The 17,571-nt window shown below is 66.9% G+C and carries 15 protein-coding genes; 8 read left to right on the top strand and 7 right to left on the bottom strand.

Features of this window, described 5'->3' with window-relative positions:
• Nucleotides 1–148 precede the first annotated feature (148 nt).
• From cyoA to EBE87_RS10120, 8 genes are all read left to right on the top strand, one after another.
• Nucleotides 149–1,204: a ubiquinol oxidase subunit II gene (gene cyoA / locus EBE87_RS10155; RefSeq protein ID WP_120636783.1), complete on the top strand. Its 1,056-nt coding sequence runs from the start codon at nt 149–151 to the stop codon at nt 1,202–1,204.
• A gap of 107 nt (nt 1,205–1,311) precedes the next feature.
• Nucleotides 1,312–3,282: a cytochrome o ubiquinol oxidase subunit I gene (gene cyoB, locus EBE87_RS10150; protein WP_456316258.1), complete on the top strand. Its 1,971-nt coding sequence runs from the start codon at nt 1,312–1,314 to the stop codon at nt 3,280–3,282.
• A gap of 4 nt (nt 3,283–3,286) precedes the next feature.
• Complete coding sequence (gene cyoC / locus EBE87_RS10145; protein WP_120636781.1) at nt 3,287–3,925, top strand: cytochrome o ubiquinol oxidase subunit III; 639 nt, start codon at nt 3,287–3,289, stop codon at nt 3,923–3,925.
• The gene (gene cyoD, locus EBE87_RS10140; protein WP_120636780.1) at nt 3,922–4,323 is read left to right on the top strand and encodes a cytochrome o ubiquinol oxidase subunit IV; all 402 of its coding nucleotides are present in this window, start codon (nt 3,922–3,924) and stop codon (nt 4,321–4,323) included. The genes cyoC and cyoD overlap by 4 nt, the downstream gene beginning before the upstream one ends.
• Before the next feature lie 9 nt (nt 4,324–4,332).
• The gene (locus tag EBE87_RS10135) at nt 4,333–5,091 is read left to right on the top strand and encodes an SURF1 family protein (protein ID WP_120636779.1); all 759 of its coding nucleotides are present in this window, start codon (nt 4,333–4,335) and stop codon (nt 5,089–5,091) included.
• 46 nt (nt 5,092–5,137) lie between these two features.
• Nucleotides 5,138–6,475, top strand: coding sequence for an ATP-binding protein (locus EBE87_RS10130; protein WP_199707101.1), 1,338 nt, complete (start codon nt 5,138–5,140; stop codon nt 6,473–6,475).
• Entirely contained in the window at nt 6,465–6,995 is a 531-nt protein-coding gene (locus EBE87_RS10125) for a response regulator transcription factor (protein ID WP_120636777.1), read from the top strand. Before EBE87_RS10130 ends, EBE87_RS10125 begins: the two co-directional genes overlap by 11 nt.
• A 99-nt stretch (nt 6,996–7,094) precedes the next feature.
• Nucleotides 7,095–9,125 (top strand): M3 family metallopeptidase, encoded by a 2,031-nt coding sequence (locus EBE87_RS10120; protein ID WP_120636776.1) that lies wholly within the window; start codon nt 7,095–7,097, stop codon nt 9,123–9,125.
• A gap of 95 nt (nt 9,126–9,220) precedes the next feature.
• On the opposite strand, the gene EBE87_RS10115 is transcribed toward EBE87_RS10120, so the two are convergent.
• The 7 genes from EBE87_RS10115 to EBE87_RS10085 all read right to left on the bottom strand — a co-directional run bounded on the left by EBE87_RS10115 (nt 9,221) and on the right by EBE87_RS10085 (nt 17,536).
• The gene (locus EBE87_RS10115; protein ID WP_120636775.1) at nt 9,221–10,219 is read right to left on the bottom strand and encodes an MBL fold metallo-hydrolase; all 999 of its coding nucleotides are present in this window, start codon (nt 10,217–10,219) and stop codon (nt 9,221–9,223) included.
• A 261-nt stretch (nt 10,220–10,480) separates the two neighbouring features.
• Nucleotides 10,481–11,458, bottom strand: a complete 978-nt coding sequence (locus EBE87_RS10110) for a tripartite tricarboxylate transporter substrate-binding protein (RefSeq protein WP_120636774.1) — start codon at nt 11,456–11,458, stop codon at nt 10,481–10,483.
• Nucleotides 11,459–11,511: 53 nt separating this feature from the next.
• Nucleotides 11,512–12,372 (bottom strand): FAS1-like dehydratase domain-containing protein, encoded by an 861-nt coding sequence (locus EBE87_RS10105; protein WP_120636773.1) that lies wholly within the window; start codon nt 12,370–12,372, stop codon nt 11,512–11,514.
• Between the two features lie 10 nt (nt 12,373–12,382).
• A complete protein-coding gene (locus EBE87_RS10100; RefSeq protein WP_408887708.1) occupies nt 12,383–13,552 on the bottom strand; it encodes an acyl-CoA dehydrogenase family protein in 1,170 nt (389 codons plus the stop codon).
• A 14-nt stretch (nt 13,553–13,566) separates the two neighbouring features.
• Nucleotides 13,567–14,961, bottom strand: a complete 1,395-nt coding sequence (locus EBE87_RS10095) for an MmgE/PrpD family protein (protein WP_120636772.1) — start codon at nt 14,959–14,961, stop codon at nt 13,567–13,569.
• Nucleotides 14,962–14,971: 10 nt separating this feature from the next.
• On the bottom strand, nt 14,972–16,141 hold the full coding sequence (locus EBE87_RS10090; RefSeq protein WP_120636771.1) for a CaiB/BaiF CoA transferase family protein: 1,170 nt from the start codon (nt 16,139–16,141) through the stop codon (nt 14,972–14,974).
• Between the two features lie 60 nt (nt 16,142–16,201).
• Nucleotides 16,202–17,536, bottom strand: a complete 1,335-nt coding sequence (locus EBE87_RS10085) for an ABC transporter substrate-binding protein (RefSeq protein ID WP_233553038.1) — start codon at nt 17,534–17,536, stop codon at nt 16,202–16,204.
• Between the last annotated feature and the right edge of the window lie 35 nt (nt 17,537–17,571).

The raw sequence follows: 17,571 nt of genomic DNA, 5'->3' as shown, positions 1-17,571 counted from the left end.
GAGGGTTCCGCCGGCCGTCACTCGGCCATGATGCCTTTGCATGTGCCCTGCGGCGGCGCCCATGCCGATAGGACAAAACGTCCACTCCCGGCCAGGCTACCAAGAGCCTAAGTGGCGCGGGAGCTTCATGGTTTCTCGAGTGATGGGTATGGCTTCCAAGATCCTGCGTCTCCTGGCCCTGGGGCCGCTGGCACTCCTTCTGTCCGGGTGCAACCTGGTCATCATGAATCCCTCGGGAGACGTGGCGGCGCAGCAGCGTGACCTGATTGTCTGGTCCACGGTGTTGATGCTGATCATCATCGTCCCCGTGATCCTGCTGACCCTTTTCTTCGCCTGGCGCTACCGCCAGTCCAATACCAGCGCCACCTATGATCCCGACTGGCACCACTCCACGCGGCTGGAGGTGATCATCTGGTCCGCGCCGCTCTGCATCATCGTCGCGCTGGGCGGCCTGACCTGGGTGGGCAGCCATCTGCTGGACCCTTACCGGCCCATCGCGCGTCTGGATGCCGAGCGCCCGCTGCCTGCGGATGTGAAGCCGCTGCAGGTGGACGTGGTGGCGCTGGACTGGAAGTGGCTCTTCCTCTACCCCGAGCAGGGCGTCGCCTCGGTCAATGAGCTGGCGTTGCCGGTGGACGTGCCGGTGAAGTTCAACATCACCGCTTCCACCGTGATGAATGCCTTCTCGGTGCCAGCCATGGCGGGCATGATCTATGCCATGCCGGGCATGCAGACCCAGTTGCATGCCGTCATCAACAAGCCCGGCGTCTATCACGGCCTCTCGGCCAACTACAGCGGCGGCGGCTTCTCCGACATGCATTTCAAGGTGCATGGCCTGAGCACCGACGACTTCAACCGCTGGGTGGCCGATGCCAAGGCGAACAACACCGCGCAGCTCGGCCGTGCCGAGTACCTTGAGCTGGAGAAGCCAAGCCACAAGGAGCCGGTGCGCCACTTCGCCAGCTTCGCGCCGGACCTGTTCAATGCCGTCGTCAACCGCTGCGTCGATGCTTCCCGCATGTGCATGGACCAGATGATGGGCATCGACATGCGCGGCGGCCTGGGCATGGCCGGCACGATCAACGTGCTGACCAGCCCGGAGCCCACGCCCTCCGGCAAGCCGCAGCGCTATGTCGCCGCCTTCTGCACCTTCGCCGATGCCCGTGGCACCGGCCAGCCGGCGCAGTCCCGCGCCATCAACTGATCCTGTCGCCCCTGCCTGCCACGGCAGGGGCGGCTGTGCTGCCCGTGGCCATGACAACGGAATGACTGATTAGACCTATGTCACCATCCCCGGACTCAACGTCGTTCTTGTTCGGCCGCCTGTCGCTGAACTCCCTGCCGCTGCATGAGCCGATCCTGGTCGCCACCTTTGCCATGGTCGCCCTGGGCGGCATCGCGCTTGTTGCAGCGATCACGAAATACCGGCTCTGGGCCTATCTCTGGCGCGAATGGTTCACCACCGTGGACCACAAGCGCATCGGCATCATGTATGTCATCCTGGCCTTGGTGATGCTGCTGCGCGGCTTCTCCGACGCCATCATGATGCGCGCCCAGCAGGCTATCGCTTTCGGCGGGTCCGAGGGCTACCTGCCGCCACACCACTATGATCAGATCTTCACCGCCCATGGTGTGATCATGATCTTCTTCTTCGCCATGCCGCTGGTGACGGGGCTGATGAACTTCGTTGTGCCGCTGCAGATCGGCGCGCGCGACGTGGCCTTCCCCTTCCTGAACAACTTCTCCTTCTGGATGACCACGGCCGGTGCCGTGATCGTCATGATGTCGCTGTTCGTGGGTGAATTCGCGCAGACCGGCTGGCTGGCCTATCCGCCGCTCTCCGGCATCGAGGCCAGTCCAGGTGTCGGCGTGGACTACTATATCTGGGCCTTGCAGGTCGCGGGCGTGGGCACCTTGCTATCAGGCGTCAACCTGATCGCGACCATCGTGAAGATGCGCGCGCCGGGCATGAGCATGATGAAGATGCCGGTCTTCACCTGGACCTCGCTCTGCACCAACGTGCTGATCGTCGCCGCCTTCCCGGTGCTGACGGCCGTGCTCGTGCTGCTGTCGCTGGACCGCTACGTGGGGACGAACTTCTTCACCAGCGACTTCGGCGGCAACCCGATGATGTACGTCAACCTCATCTGGATCTGGGGCCACCCGGAAGTCTACATCCTGATCCTGCCCGCCTTCGGCATCTTCTCCGAGGTGGTGTCCACCTACTCCTCCAAGCGCCTCTTCGGCTACAGCTCGATGGTCTACGCGACCGTCGTGATCACGATCCTGTCCTACCTGGTCTGGCTGCACCACTTCTTCACCATGGGCTCCGGCGCCAGCGTCAATTCCTTCTTCGGCATCACCACCATGGTGATCTCGATCCCGACGGGCGCGAAGATCTTCAACTGGCTCTTCACCATGTATCGCGGCCGCATCCGGTACGAGCTGCCGATGATGTGGACCGTGGGCTTCATGGTCACCTTCGTGGTGGGTGGCATGACCGGCGTTCTGCTGGCGGTGCCGCCGGCGGACTTCCAACTGCACAACTCGCTGTTCCTGATCGCGCACTTCCACAACGTGATCATCGGCGGCGTGGTCTTCGGCCTGCTGGCGGGCATCACCTACTGGTTTCCGAAGGCCTTCGGCTACAAGCTGGATGACTTCTGGGGCAAGCTGTCCTTCTGGTTCTGGCTGGTGGGCTTCTGGGTCGCCTTCATGCCGCTCTACGTGCTGGGCCTGATGGGCGTGACCCGCCGCGTCAACCACTTCGACGACTCCTCGCTGCAGATCTGGTTCGTCATCGCCGCCTTCGGCGCGGTGCTGATCGCCTGCGGCATCGCCTGCTTCCTGATCCAGCTCGTGGTCAGCTTCATGAAGCGCGACCAGCTACGCGACTGGACCGGCGACCCCTGGGGCGGCCGCACGCTGGAGTGGGCCACCTCCTCCCCGCCGCCGGCTTACAACTTCGCCTTCACGCCGGTGGTGCATGACAATGACGCCTGGTGGGACATGAAGAAGCGTGGCTTCGAGCGCCCGGTGGAAGGCTTCCGGCCCATCCACATGCCGAAGAACACCGGCACCGGCGTCATCCTCTCGGCGCTGGCGGTTGCCTTCTCCGTCGGCATGATCTGGTACATGTGGTGGCTGGCCGCTCTCTCCTTCGTGGCGATCCTGGTGGTCTCGATCGTGCATACCTTCAACTACGACCGCGAGTTCTACATCCCGGCCGAGGATGTGGCGCGCGCCGAGGGTGCCCGCACCCGGATGCTGGCGGGGGAGTAAGGCGATGGACCAGGCGCATGCCCATAGCCCCGTCCCGGGCGGGCCAGTGAACTTCTACGTCACCGAGGAGCACGAGCACGTGCATTCCGGGGCCGGCACCATGCTCGGCTTCTGGATCTACCTGATGAGCGACTGCCTCATCTTCGCCGTGCTCTTCGCCACCTACGGCGTGCTTGGCCGCAACTACGCGGCCGGGCCCGGCCCGGCGGATCTCTTCGACCTGTCGCTGGTGGCGCTGAACACCTCGATGCTGCTGTTCTCCTCCATCACCTATGGCTTCGCCATGTTGCTGATGGAGCGGAACCGCAAGGCCGCCACGCTGTTCTGGCTGGGCGTCACGGGCCTCTTCGGCCTCGCCTTCCTGGGCATCGAGCTCTACGAATTCTCCCACCTGATCCATGCGGGCGCGACGCCGCAGCGCAGCGCCTTCCTGTCCTCCTTCTTCGCGCTGGTGGGCACGCACGGCCTGCACGTCACCTTCGGCATCATCTGGCTGGTGGTGCTGATGGTGCAGGTGGCGCAGCGGGGGCTGGTGCCGGAGAACAAGCGGCGCCTGATGTGCCTCAGCCTCTTCTGGCACTTCCTGGACGTCATCTGGATCGGCGTCTTCTCCTTCGTCTATCTGATCGGGGTGCTTCCATGAGCGCGCAACCGGCACCGCATAGCGGCGACGTGCATGGCCACGGCGTTGTCCATGGCCATGGCGAGGAAGCCGGCCATGGCTCGCTGAAGGGCTATGTGACGGGCTTCCTGCTCTCCGTCATCCTCACCGCCATTCCCTTCTGGCTGGTGATGGGCGAGGTCATCGCGGATTCCCGCGTGACGGCCTTCGTCATCATGGGCTTCGCCGTGGTGCAGATCGTGGTGCACATGGTGTACTTCCTGCACATGAACAGCCGCTCGGAAGGCGGCTGGACCATGCTGGCGCTGATCTTCACGCTGGTGATCGTCGTGATCACGCTGGCTGGCTCGCTCTGGGTCATGTACCACATGAACACCAACATGATGCCCATGCCGCACGACATGCGGAGCATGCCGTGACCCACCGCCGTGCCCGCCCCTGACGCCAGCGGCGCGGCACGGCGCCGTTCCCCGGTGGCGCTGGCGCTGCTGGGGCTCCTGGCGCTGCTGGGCATCACCGGCCTGGTGGCGCTGGGCAACTGGCAGGTCGAGCGCCGCGCCTGGAAGCTCGACCTGATCGCGCGCGTGGACGCCCGCGTTCATGCCCGGCCAGCGGCCTTGCCCCCGCCGGCCGACTGGCCCCGGGTCACCGCCGCGGCCGATGAATACCGCCGCATCCAGGCCACCGGCACCTTTCTCTATGACCAGGAAGCGCTGACCCAGGCGACCACCTCACTCGGCGCCGGCTTCTGGGTCATGACGCCGCTGCGGATGCGGGAGGGCACCCTGCTGGTCAACCGCGGCTTCGTGCCGGCGGACCGGCGGGACCGTGCCAGCCGCGCCGCTTCCGAGCGGCCCGGGGAGGTCACCGTTACCGGCCTGCTACGCATGCCTGAGCCCAGGGGCGGCTTCCTGCGCAGCAACGACCCGGCGGCGGACCGCTGGCATTCGCGGGATGTCGAGGCCATCGCCGCCGCCCGTGGGCTTAGGGATGTGGCACCCTTCTTCCTCGACGCCGATGCCACGCCCAATCCGGGTGGCCTGCCGGTGGGCGGCCTGACGGTGGTTTCCTTCCCCAACAGCCATTTGGTCTATGCGCTGACATGGTATGCTCTGGCCCTGATGCTCGCCGGCGCCAGCGCCTATCTCGCGCGGGAGGAATGGCGGGCGAGGCGGCGGCCGGGTTGAGGCAGCGGCTTCCATGCCGACCCGGCCCGCCCACGGAGAATGCACGATGAGTTCTGTCACCCTTCGCCCGACGGCCTCCTCCCTGGAGGGGCCAGCCGCCGGGGCGGGGGACGCGACCGGCCGCAAGAACATGTTGCAGCTCATCCAGCTCCGCTGGCTCGCCGTATCCGGGCAGTTGCTGACCATCGGCGTGGTGCATTTCGGCTTCGGCATCACCCTGCCCCTTGGAACCATGGCGCTGGTGCTGGCGGTGCTGGTGCTGCTGAACCTCGTCAGCCACTTCTGGCTCCGGCGGCAGGCGGAGGTCAGCAGCTCCGCCCTCTTCCTGGCTTTGACCTTCGATGTGGCGGCGCTGACGGCGCAGCTTTACCTCAGCGGCGGGCCGACCAATCCCTTCATCTCGCTCTACCTGTTGCAGGTGACGCTGGCGGCGGTGCTGCTGGATGTGCGGCGTGCCTGGGTGCTGGTCGCCATCACCAGCGCCTGCGTGCTGGGCCTCACCTTGCAGTACCGCCCGCTGGAGCTCCCCTCCCACCTCGCGGATGATCTGTTCCGGCTGCATCTGCAGGGGCTGCTGGTCTGCTTCATCCTGGATGCCGCGCTGCTGGTGGTCTTTGTCACGCGCATCAACGGCAATCTGCGGGCGCGGGACGCCAACCTCGCCCATATGCGCCAGCAGGCGGCGGAGGCCGACCACATCGTCCGCATGGGCCTGCTGGCTTCCGGCGCCGCGCATGAATTGGGCACGCCGCTGTCGACGGTTTCCGTGATCCTGGGCGACTGGCGCCGCATGGAGGCCTTACGCTCCATGCCAGACCTGTTGCAGGAGATCGACGAGATGCAGGTGGCGGTGGAGCGCTGCAAGGCCATCGTGAGCGGCATCCTGCTTTCCGCCGGCGAGGCACGCGGGGAGGCGCCGGTGGTCACCCTGGCCAATACCTTCTTGCGGGAGCTGGTGGAGGATTGGCGCATTACCCGCCCCGCCGCTACCGTCACCTGGGACAGCAGCCTGGACCGCGATCTGGAGATCATCGCCGACCGTGCATTGAAGCAGGTGCTCTTCAACGTGCTGGACAATGCCTATGAGTGCAGCGGGCTACCCATCCGCCTCTCGGCTTTCCAGCAGGATGCCAATCTGGTGCTGGAGGTCAGCGACAAGGGCCCTGGCTTCGCGCCGGATATGCTGGCGGAATTCGGCAAGCCCTACCGCTCCAGCAAGGGGCGGACGGGCGGCGGCCTCGGGTTGTTCCTGGTGGTGAATGTGGTGCGTAAGCTGGGGGGCAGCGTCACGGCCCGCAACAGGCCGGAAGGCGGGGCAACGGTGACACTGACCCTCCCCCTCGCCGCCCTGGCCATCGAAGGAAGCGCCGGCCATGCCGCCTGAACGCCTGCTGCTGATCGTCGAGGACGATGCCAGCTTCTCCCGCACCCTCAAGCGTTCCTTCGAGCGGCGGGGCTACCGTGTCCTGGCAGCACCCGGGCTGGAGGAAATGCTGGAGCTGCTGAAGCAGGACACGCCGCAATATGCCGTGGTGGACCTGAAGCTGGCAGGAGCATCCGGCCTCGCCTGCGTGCAGGCGCTGCATGCACATGACCCTGCGATGCTGATCGTGGTGCTCACGGGCTTTGCCAGCATCGCCACGGCGGTGGAGGCCATCAAGCTCGGCGCCTGCCACTATCTGGCCAAGCCTTCCAATACCGACGACATCGAGGCCGCCTTCCATGCCGAGGCCGATGCCGAGGTGCCGGTGACGGAGCGCCCGACCTCCATCAAGACGCTGGAATGGGAGCACATCCACCAGACCCTGGCGGATACCGGCTTCAATATCTCCGAAGCCGCCCGCCGCCTCGGCATGCACCGCCGCACGCTGGCGCGGAAGCTGAGCAAGCGGCAGGTGACCTGACGCCGGCACGCTTCACGCGACAGTGACATCGATCCAGCGCAGCCCTCCATGGCACCGCCGGCTCTTGACCAGGCAGGGAGCTTCTGCCCGGATCAGGGGATGACCACGACCAATCCCCTCCTCGCCCCCTGGACTGGCCCCTTCGGGATGCCGCCCTTCGACCGCATCCGGCCGGAACATTTCCCGCCGGCCTTCGCCGCGGCCATGGAGGAACATCTGGCCGAAGTCGCTGCCATCGGCACCGACCCGGCGGCCCCCACGTTCGCCAATACCATCGAGGCCCTGCAACGCAGCGGCCGGGCGCTGGAGCGGGTCGGCAATCTCTTCGGCAACCTGGCCGCCAGCCTGGGCGGCGAGGCGCTGGAGGAGCTGGACCGCGAGCTTTCGCCGCAACTGGCCCAGCACAGCATGAAGGTGGCGCTGGACCCGGCACTCTTCGCCCGCGTCTCGGCGCTGCACGCGCAGCGGGATACGCTGGGGCTGGAGGAAGACCAGCTTCGGTTGCTGGACCGCACGCATCTCGGCTTCATCCGCAGCGGCGCGGCGCTGGCACCGGCGGAGAAGGCCCGGATGAGCGAGATCTCCGAGCGCCTGGCCGTGCTGCACACCGCCTTCGGCCAGAATGTGCTGCATGACGAGAAGGCTTGGCACCTGCCGCTGACCGAGGCGGACCTGGACGGCCTGCCCGACTTCCTGCGCGCCGGCGCAGCCCAGGCGGCGGTGGAGCGGGGTATCCCCGGCTATGCCATCACGCTGTCCCGTTCCCTGATCGAGCCTTTCCTCACCTTCTCGGCCCGCCGGGACCTGCGGCGGGTCGCCTATGAAGCCTGGATCGCACGCGGAACCCATCCTGGCGCGCATGACAACCGTCCGCTGATCCCGGAGATCCTGGCGCTGCGCAACGAGCGTGCGCGTCTGCTCGGCTACCCCGACTTTGCCACCTTCCGGTTGGCCGACAGCATGGCGGGCTCGGTGGAGGCCGCCCAGGGCCTGCTGGCGGAGGTCTGGGAACCCGCCAAGCGCCGCGCCGCCGCCGAGCGCGAGCGATTGCTGGAACTGGCCCGCGCCGAAGGCTTCGACGATGCCCTGGCTCCCTGGGACTGGCGCTATTACAGCGAGAAGGTGCGCCGCGCCGATTACGCGCTGGACGAGGCGGAACTGAAGTCCTTCTTCGAGTTCGAGAACATCCAGCGTGCCGCCTTCGACACCGCCGGTCGCCTCTTTGGCCTCGAGTTCCTGCGGCGGGAGGATCTTCCCACCTATCACCCCGATGTGCAGGCCTATGAGGTGCGGGACGAGAAGGGCACCGTCGGCGTCTTCCTGGCAGACCCCTATGCGCGCGCCGACAAGCGCTCCGGCGCCTGGATGAGCAGCTACCGCGACCAGGAGAACATGGACGGCCTGGTCACGCCGATCATCGTCAACAACAATAACTTCGCCAAGGCCAAGCCGACGCTACTGAGCTTCGACGATGCCGAGACGCTGTTCCATGAGTTCGGCCATGCCCTGCACGGGCTGCTGAGCCAAGTGCGCTACCCGGCGCAATCCGGCACCTCGGTGCGGCGGGACTTCGTGGAACTGCCTTCGCAGATCTACGAGCACTGGGTGGCGTTGCCGGAAACCCTGCGCCAATACGCCCTGCACTCCGAGACAGGCGCGCCGCTGCCGGATGCGCTGATCGAGCGGCTGCGGGCGGCGCAGACGTTCAACCAGGGCTTCGCCACGGTCGAGTACGCCGCCTCGGCATTGATCGACATGGCGCTGCACAGCCACCCGGCACCGGGCAGCATCGACATCGATGTCTTCGAGCGCGAGTTCCTCGCCAGCATCGGGATGCCGGTGGAGATCGGCATCCGCCATCGTCCTGCACATTTCCAGCACCTCTTTGCCGGCGGCGGCTATGCGGCGGGTTATTACTCCTACCTCTGGTCGGAAGTACTGGATGCCGATGGCTTCGAGGCCTTCGAGGAAACCGGCGACCCCTTCGACACCGCCACGGCCGCACGGCTTCGGCGCCTGCTCAGCGCCGGCGATACCAGGGACCCGATGCAGCTTTACATCGCCTTCCGCGGGCGGGAGCCGAGCACCAAGGCCCTGCTCCGCAACCGCGGCCTGCAAGCGGCCGCCTAGCTGGCCGGCGAGCCTGCCGAGGGGACTGCACGCCGGCGTGGCCCCCTCAAGGCTCGATGCATCAATGCCCTCTCAGTGCCGCCTGACGATGTGCTTCAGCCGGTCAGATCCATGGGCTCGGCCGCCCACTCATAGGCGCTGCCCGAGCGGACGACATGCCCCAGCCCCGGCCAGGGGAAGTGATACGACAGCACGAGGTGCTTGTCGTTTGCCAGGCGGTCCAGCATCCGGCTACGCGTCTGCGCTGATTGCTTCGGGTCGGTGTCGAAGGAGAATTCCCACAATGGCCGCTGCAACAGCAGAACATGATGGTGGGCCAGATCTCCGGTATAGACCATGGTCTGACCTGCGGAGGTGATGCTGTAACAGGTATGCCCCACCGTATGTCCAGGCGCCGAGATGGCCGTGATACCCGGCGCCACCTCTCCCCCGTCCCGCACCATCACCATGCGGTCGCGATATGCAGAGAGATTCTTCTTTGCGCCATCGATGAAGGTGGTCATGAACGCAGGGCCGCGCTTGTTGCCGTCGTCAGTCCAGTAGCGAAGGTCGGCTTCACTGACGGCAACCTGCGCATTGGGGAAGTTTTTCTTGCCATTGGCGTCCACGAGCGCCCAGCAATGGTCGCTATGGGCGTGGCTCAGTACCACGAGGTCGATCTGCTCAGGCTGGATGCCGGAGGCGCGCATATTAGCCAGCAGGCGCCCGGTCGTCGGGCCGAACATTCTGCTGTCCGCGCCCATGCTCTCGCCCATCCCGGTATCGAACAGAATGAGCTGCCGGCCGGTATTCAGGACGAGTGCGTTCTGCTCCAGCGTCGCGGCATCCGGCGGCAGGAAGTTGTCCCGCAGCAACGAGACGATTTCAATGGGTGGGGACGCCGGAAAGGCTGGCTCCGGCTTGCCGAGCGGCAGGCGCCCATCGGAGATGATCGTGGCCTCATATTCACCAAACCGGAATCGGTACCATGCTGGCGGAACGTCGTTGCGGAACGGCGCAGCCGCGCGTGCCTGATGCAGACCATATGGAAGAAGCGCGGCGCCCGTCAGCAAGCCGGCACCAGCCTGAAGCAAGACGCGCCGTTGAATCGTCATCTTTATTCTTCCTCCCGCTTGGTTCTAACGCGACTGTTTCCGCGTGGCTCATCGCATCGAGGTGCCGGCTTGACACGGATTGCTGTCCTGCGCAGGCACGGCCATGCTTCATGCCGCAGCCCAATGGTATAGAAGCGAATGATGCGCATCCAGTTCAGCGGCGTGATGCAGCGCAGGTCCCGCCCCAACATCTTGTGAGCGACCCGCTGGCAAGGCACGGAGGCGCTGGCTGCTTCTTGCCGCAGCAGCCCGGCCTCCCTGCTACTCCGGTGTCACCCCGGCTTCGCTCGTCAGCTGCTTCCACCGCGGAATTTCTCGTGACATCAGGGCGCGCAAAGGTTCCGGCCCGCGCCGCTCCGGCGGTGGGATCTGAATGGCCATGTCGCCGAAGCGGGATTTCACCGTTGGCCTCTCAAGCACGGTGTTGATCGCCTGGGTCAGTGTCTGCGCGATCGCCTCCCGCGTGCCACGCGGAACGAAGGCAGCGTTCCAGACAGCAATATCGAAACTGGGCAGACCCGCCTCCGCCGAGGTCGGAACATCCGGCAGTTGCGGCAGCCTTTCACCGACAGTCACCGTGAGCGCATTCAGGCTTCCGCCTTTGGCCTGCGGGATCACCGTCACCGCCTGATCCACGATGGCCCGCGTCACCCCATTCATGGTGTCCTGCAAGGCCGGCCCGGCACCGCGATACGGCACCAGGGTTGCCTTCGCGTTGATGGCCCGGTCGAACAGCAACGCTCCGAGATAGGACACCGATCCCGTGCCAGCTGTTGCCAGGGTCAGCTGGCCTTCGTTGCGGCGGACCCACTCCCGCAGTTCCGCCAGGCTTTTCCCCGCTCCCGGCGAGGTCGCCAGAACCATGGGATTGATGGCGAAGAGGCCAAGTGGCGTGAAGCTCTCCACCGGGTCATAAGGAAGTTGCTTGTAGAAGGATGGATTGGCCGCATGGGTGCCCATGTGGCCAAGGCCGATGGTGTAGCCGTCCGGAGCAGCGCGGGCCGTGCGCTGCGTGCCCAGGATGCCGCCGGCGCCACCGATATTCTCCACTGGCACCGGCTGCCCCAGCACCGCGGAAAGCTCCTGCGCCAGGATACGCGCCATGACATCGGTCGGGCCACCGGCGGCGAAAGGAACCTGCATCGTGATCGGGCGGTTCGGGTAATTCCCCTGGGCCCGAACCACCGCCGGCGCCGCCAGAAGGGCCGCCGCGGTCAAAAGGTTTCTGCGCTGAATCATCCGTCTTCTCCCGAAATTTTCTCTTGTGGCAGGATCAGCGCGCAGGCGGAGGTTCAGCCGATCTGTGCCTCCGCCCGCATGGCCAGCCCGCCAGCCGGGTTGGTGGCCCAGAGCGTGACGCGCCCTTCGCCGTCCGGCAGATTACCGTTCAGGGTCACGGGCGCGCCGTCGAAGAGCGGCGACATGGCCCTAAAGGAAAAGCCTGTCACCCTCGCTTCAGGCATCTGGCGGCGCACCAGATCCAGCAACAGGGTCGCGACCAGCGGACCGTGCACGATGAGGCCGGGGTAGCCTTCCTCATGCGTCACATAGTCGCGGTCGTAATGGATGCGATGGCCGTTGAAGGTCAGCGCCGAGTAGCGGAAGAGCATCACCGCATCCGGCACCAGGCTGCGTTGCCAGGCGCCGGCTGAAGGCGCCTCCGGTGCCGCCTTCACCGCCGCCCCGGTGGCCGAGCGATAGACGATATCGTGCTCCTCCGTCAGCAGCACGGCGCCCTGCCCGTCTTCGCGGACCTCGTGCCGCACCGTCACGAAGACCAGTTCTCCCGAGGCGCCCGTACGGCTGGAGACATTGGCGATGGTGGATGTCCGCGTCACCGCCATGCCGACGCGCAGCGGCGCATGGAAGGACAGCCGCCCGCCGGCCCACATGCGGCGCGGCAGGTGGTGCACCGGCGGCAGGAAGCCACCCCGCATGGGGTGGCCGTCCACCCCCAGCGCGGAATGGCGTGCCCCTGGCAGGAACATGATCCAATGGGACAGCGGCGGCGCGGCATCGCCGGGCTGCGCTGCGGGGTCGTCGCGGTCCAGCGTCGCGGCAAGGCGGTCCAGCGGCCCGGCGGCCACCACGTCCCGCTGCTCCTCCTGCCGCCCGACCCAGGCGCTGTAGTCGGTCAGGGTATCCTGGCCCATGCGTCCGCCCTTAATAGGAACGCGGCATGCCCAGGACATGCTCGCCAAGATAAGACAGGATCAGGTTGGTGCTGATCGGGGCCACCTGGTAGAGGCGCGTCTCACGGAACTTCCGCTCCACATCGTATTCTTCCGCGAAGCCGAAGCCACCATGGGTCTGCACGCAGGCCTCGCCGGCCGCCCAGCTGGCTTCCGCTGCCAGCATCTTGCCCATATTGGCTTCCTCGCCCGGCCGCTCGCCGCGCTCGAACTTCTCCAGCCCCTTCTGCACGATGGCCTCGGCCGCGCGCATCTGCGCATAGGCGCGGGCGATGGGGAATTGCACGCCCTGGTTCTGCCCGATCGGCCGGCCGAAGAGCACGCGCTCCTTCGCGTAGTTCACCGCCTTCTCGATGAACCACTTGGCATCGCCGATGCATTCGCTGGCGATCAACAGCCGCTCGGCATTCATGCCATCCAGGATATAGCGGAAGCCCTTGCCCTCCTCGCCCACAAGGTTCTCCGCCGGCACTTCCATGTTGTCGAAGAAGACCTCGCAGGAGTTGTGGTTCATCATGGTGCGGATCGGGCGGATGGTCAGGCCCTTGCCCAGCACCTTCCGCATGTCGACGATGAAGGTGGACAGCCCCTCAGTCTTCTTCGCCACCTGGTCGCGCGGCGTCGTGCGCGCCAGCAGCAGCATCAGGTCCGAATGCTCGGCCCGGCTGGTCCAGATCTTCTGGCCGTTGACGATGTACTTGTCGCCCTCGCGGCGGGCGAAGGTCCGCAGCGCCGTGGTATCGGTGCCGCTGGTTGGCTCCGTCACGCCGAAGGCCTGCAGGCGCAGTTCGCCGCTGGCAATCTTGGGCAGGTATTCCTGCTTCTGCGCGGCGCTGCCGTGCCGCAGGATGGTGCCCATAATGTACATCTGGGCGTGGCAGGCGGCACCATTGCAGCCCTGGCGCTGCACTTCCTCCAAAATCGCGGCGGCGGCGGAAAGCCCGAGCCCGGCGCCGCCATATTCCTCGGGGATCAGCGCGCCAAGGTAACCCGCCTCCGTCAGCGCCTGCACAAATTCGGTGGGGTAGCCGCGCACCTCGTCCAGCTTGCGCCAGTATTCGCCGGGGAAGCGGGCGCAGAGCTTGGCGACTTCCTCCCGCAGGTCGGCATGCGGGTCGCTCTCGGTCATCATCTGGTCCATCAAACGCGTCCTGTTCAGGCGGCTGCGCGGGCATCGGGCGTCGGCGCGGCCCGGCGGAGAAGCGAGGCCGCTTCGTTCAGCTGCTCCAGGCGCAGCACCTCCTCCGCCAGGGCGGAGGCAGGGCCGGCGCCCAGCACGGCATCGGCCAGCCCGGCGAACTTCGCCCGCAGCTCGGCGTCCGTGGGGAAGTTGGAGGGCTCCCCCTTCGGCACCACCACCTTGCGGATAAAGGTCTGGCCCCGCGCGCGCAGGGTCAGCTTGCCGGACATATTGGCCGGGAACTCGGCCTCGATCTCCTCGTCATGGGCGCAGATGACACGCGGCAGCAGGGCGCGGATGCCGGGGTCCTGCAGCAGCTTGTAGCTGTCCCAGTCCATGCCGCCGGTCGCCAGCGCCGTGGCGATGACGAAGGGGCCGCTGAACTGGCCGTCCACCACGTTCTGCGGGTCCGCCTTCCGCTCCGCAGGCTCGCCGACCAGCAGCAGCGCGGCGCGGGAGATGCCGAGTGTCGCGCCCTCGATCTCCTCCGGCTTCAGGTCCAGCTCGGCCCGCAGCGCCAGGGCGGCATCGATGCCGGCATGGCCCCAGCGGCAGGAGGGATAGGGCTTTACGCCCGTCGCCATCAGCTCGTAGAACTGGCCGAGATCCTGCAGCACGCGCTCCGGCCTCGGCGCCGGGGCATAGGCGTTGAGGAAGCCGTGCTTGCCCTCGATGGCGTCGGCGGCACCCTTGAACCCTTCCCGGGCCAGGGTGGCGGCGGTGAGCCCTGCCATGCCGGCCCAGCCGACCTGGAAACGCTTGGTCCAGGCGCCATTGGCCAGGAACTGCAGGCTGCCCGCGCTCTGGCTGAGGGCGATGCCGAGCGCGGAGGCGATGCCCGCCGCATCCAGCCCGAAGACCCGACCCGCCGCTGCCGCCGCGCCAAAGGCGCCGCAGGTGGCCGAGGGATGGAAGCCCCGGTCGTAATGCGCCCCCGCCGGCAGGGCCAGCGCCAGGCGCAGCGCCACCTCATAGCCGGCCACGATGCCCGCCAGGGTCTCGGCCCCTGAAGCCCCCACCATCTCCGCCGCCGCCAGCGCAGCGGGAATGACCGGGGCACCGGGATGCACCACCGCCTCGGCATGCGTGTCATCGAAATCCAGCGAATGGCCTAGCGTTGCATTCACCAGCGCGGCGCCGGCGGGCGCATAGCCGGCGTCGTCGCCGAACACGCGGGCCTCGCCCTGCGCCAGCCCCAGGGCCTTCACGGCCGCCAGAAGCGCGGGGGTGCTCTCGGCCTCCTGCCGCGCGCGGACGGCATTGCCGATCAGGTCCAGCACCAGCAGCCGGGCGCGGGCGACCACCTCGGGCGGCAGCGCCTCGACACGCAGGCCGGCTGCGAAGGCGGATAGTTCGTTGGTGATGGTCATGGCGTTTCCCTCAAGCCGGCTGCGGCACGGCGAATTCGGTGCGGATCAGCGCATCATGCTCGCCGATGCCGGGCACCGGACCCAGCGCGGGCACGGCGCCATCATGGATGGCTGGCGGCGCGACGATGGAGGCCGGGCCGCCCGGCGTGGCGACATTCACCCGCCGCAGCGCCGGGTGCTGCACCAGATTGGCGACCTCGTTGACGAAGCCATAGGCAGTTCCGGCCGCATCCAGGCGAGCCGCGGCCTCTTCCCGCGTCAGCGCGGCGAAGAAGCGGGCGATGCCGGCATCCACCGCCGCGCGGTTGGCCACGCGCGCGTTGTTGCTCTCGAAGCCCGGCTGCGCCGGCAGGTCGGGCTGTTCCAGGACACCAGCGCAGAACCTGGCCCATTCGCGCTCGTTCTGGATGGAGAAAAGCACCAGCGCGCCATCCGATGTCTGGAAGGCGCCATAAGGACAGATGGAGGGATGCGCGAGGCCGACGCGCTGCGGCGCCTTGCCCGTGCCCTCGAAATACAGCAGGGGCACGTTCATCCAGTCCGCCATGCCGTCGAAGAGGCTGACCTCCACCTTGCGCCCCTGGCCGGTGATGGAGCGGCCGATCAGCGCCTCCAGCACCGCGGCATAGGCGGACATCCCGCAGGCAATGTCGCAGACGGAAACGCCGACCCGCCCGGGCCCCGCCGGATGCCCGGTGATCGCCGCCAATCCGCTTTCCGCCTGCACCAGCAGGTCATAGGCCTTCATGCCGGCATAGGCATGGCCCGAGCCGTAGCCCGACACATCGACGGTGATGAGGCGCGGGTAGCGCCGCCGCAGTTCTTCCGAGCCGAAGCCGGCCCGCGCGGCGGCGCCCGGCGCCAGGTTCTGGATGAAGACATCGGCCTTCTCCAGAATCCGGTGCAGCAGGGCAGCATCTTCCGGCTTCTTGATATCGGCGATGAGGCTTTGCTTGCCGCGGTTGAGCCAGACGAAGTAGCTGGACAGCCCATGCACGGCGGCGTCGTAGCCGCGCGCGAAATCGCCTTCCGGGCGCTCGATCTTGATCACCCGGGCCCCGGCATCGGCAAGGCGGGAGCTGCAATAGGGCGCGGCCACCGCCTGCTCCAGTGCCACCACCAGCAGGCCCTCCAGCGGCCGGCGGGTTTCAGGGGTGTTCTGCGTGGTCTGTCCGGTCATCGTCCGGTTATCCTAGCCAGTGGTAAGGCCAGGGGCGGGATTGTGCCCGCCCCCGCGCGGTCAGCGGAAGGCGACGGGCTGGGCCATGTTGTCCAGCATGTCGGGCTTCAGGGTCTTGAGCCAGTCCAGGCTCTTCTGCCCCACCGGGGTGGTGACCGATGCCGCCGGAAAGATGACCATGTCGGTCATCACCGGGAAGGGATACCGGTCGGTGTGCAGAGTGGTGCCGATCAGCTGGTCCTCCAGCCCCTGCCCGTCCGGGCGGATGGTGATGGAGGAGGTCAGCGAGGGGAAGGTCAGTCCCTTGAAGGCGGCGGCCAGCTCGGCATCGGTCGGCCACTGCCCGCCTTTGGCGGCCAGCGCCTTCTCATACCCGGCTTTCATGGCGAAGACGGCCTGCGCCATGTGATGGCAGGAATAGATCGGATAGCTGTTGAAGCGCTTGCGGTAGTTCTCGGTGAAGTTCTTGAGCAGCGCCGGGTCGGCCGGCGATGGGTGCAGGAACCAGTGGTCTCCGCGCGAGCCGATGATGTGCCCGGCGGGCAGCACCTTGCCCACCCGCTCCAGCGAGGATTCCGCCAGCGGCAGCACGAAGGTGCTGCGGTCGAACAGCTTCCGGTCTGCCGCCTGACGGATGAAGGTATCGAGGTCTCCGCCCCAGGACGTGGAGAGGATCACATCCGGCCGCAGCGCCAGGAGCCGCGTGATCTCGCTCGAGAAATCCGTGGCGCCGAAGCGCGGGAAAAGCTCGGCGGCGACGCGCACGCCCGGCTTCAGCGTCTGCAGGCCCGTGCGGAAGATATCCCAGGAATCGCGGCCCCAGGCGTAATCCTGGTTCACCACGGCCACGCTGCGGAACTCCGGCTTCGTCTTCAGCAGGTACAGCAGGGCCGACAGCACCTCGGGCGTGGCGTTGGCGCCGGTGCGATAGGCATAGTCGTACTTGGCATCCTCGAAGATCCGCTGGGTGCCACAATCCCAGAGCAGCGTCGGGCGCTTCAGCTCATCGGCCAGCGGCGCGCAGGCCAGGCAATCCGCCGAGGAGATGGCGGAGAAGATGATGTTGACGTTCTCGCTCTGCACGAGACGGCGGAACTCGCCGGCGAAATGGTCCACGCCCGGGCCTTCATCGACAAAGATCGGCCGTGCCTTCACCCCGGCGATGCCGCCAGCGGCGTTCAGCTCGTCGAACAGCAATTCGGCCGCCTGGCGTCCCGGCACGCCGAAGACGCTGGAGGGGCCGGACAGGAAGGTGGCGATGCCGACCTTGACCTCGGCCGGCTTCTGGGCCTGCGCCTGCGCATGGGCCGGACGCCCGGCCAGCAGCAGGCTGCCGGCCCCCAGCCCGGATTGCAGCAGCCTTCGACGGGACACAGGCGGATTGACGCTTCTCATGGACGCTCCTCCAGGACGGCGGCCGCTTGAGCGGC

Origin of the sequence: Teichococcus wenyumeiae (assembly GCF_003696345.1) — a bacterium.
GTDB classification, from domain to species: domain Bacteria; phylum Pseudomonadota; class Alphaproteobacteria; order Acetobacterales; family Acetobacteraceae; genus Pseudoroseomonas; species Pseudoroseomonas wenyumeiae.
Note: the sequence above shows the minus strand (reverse complement) of the source record. Positions and strands in the feature narration are given on the sequence as shown.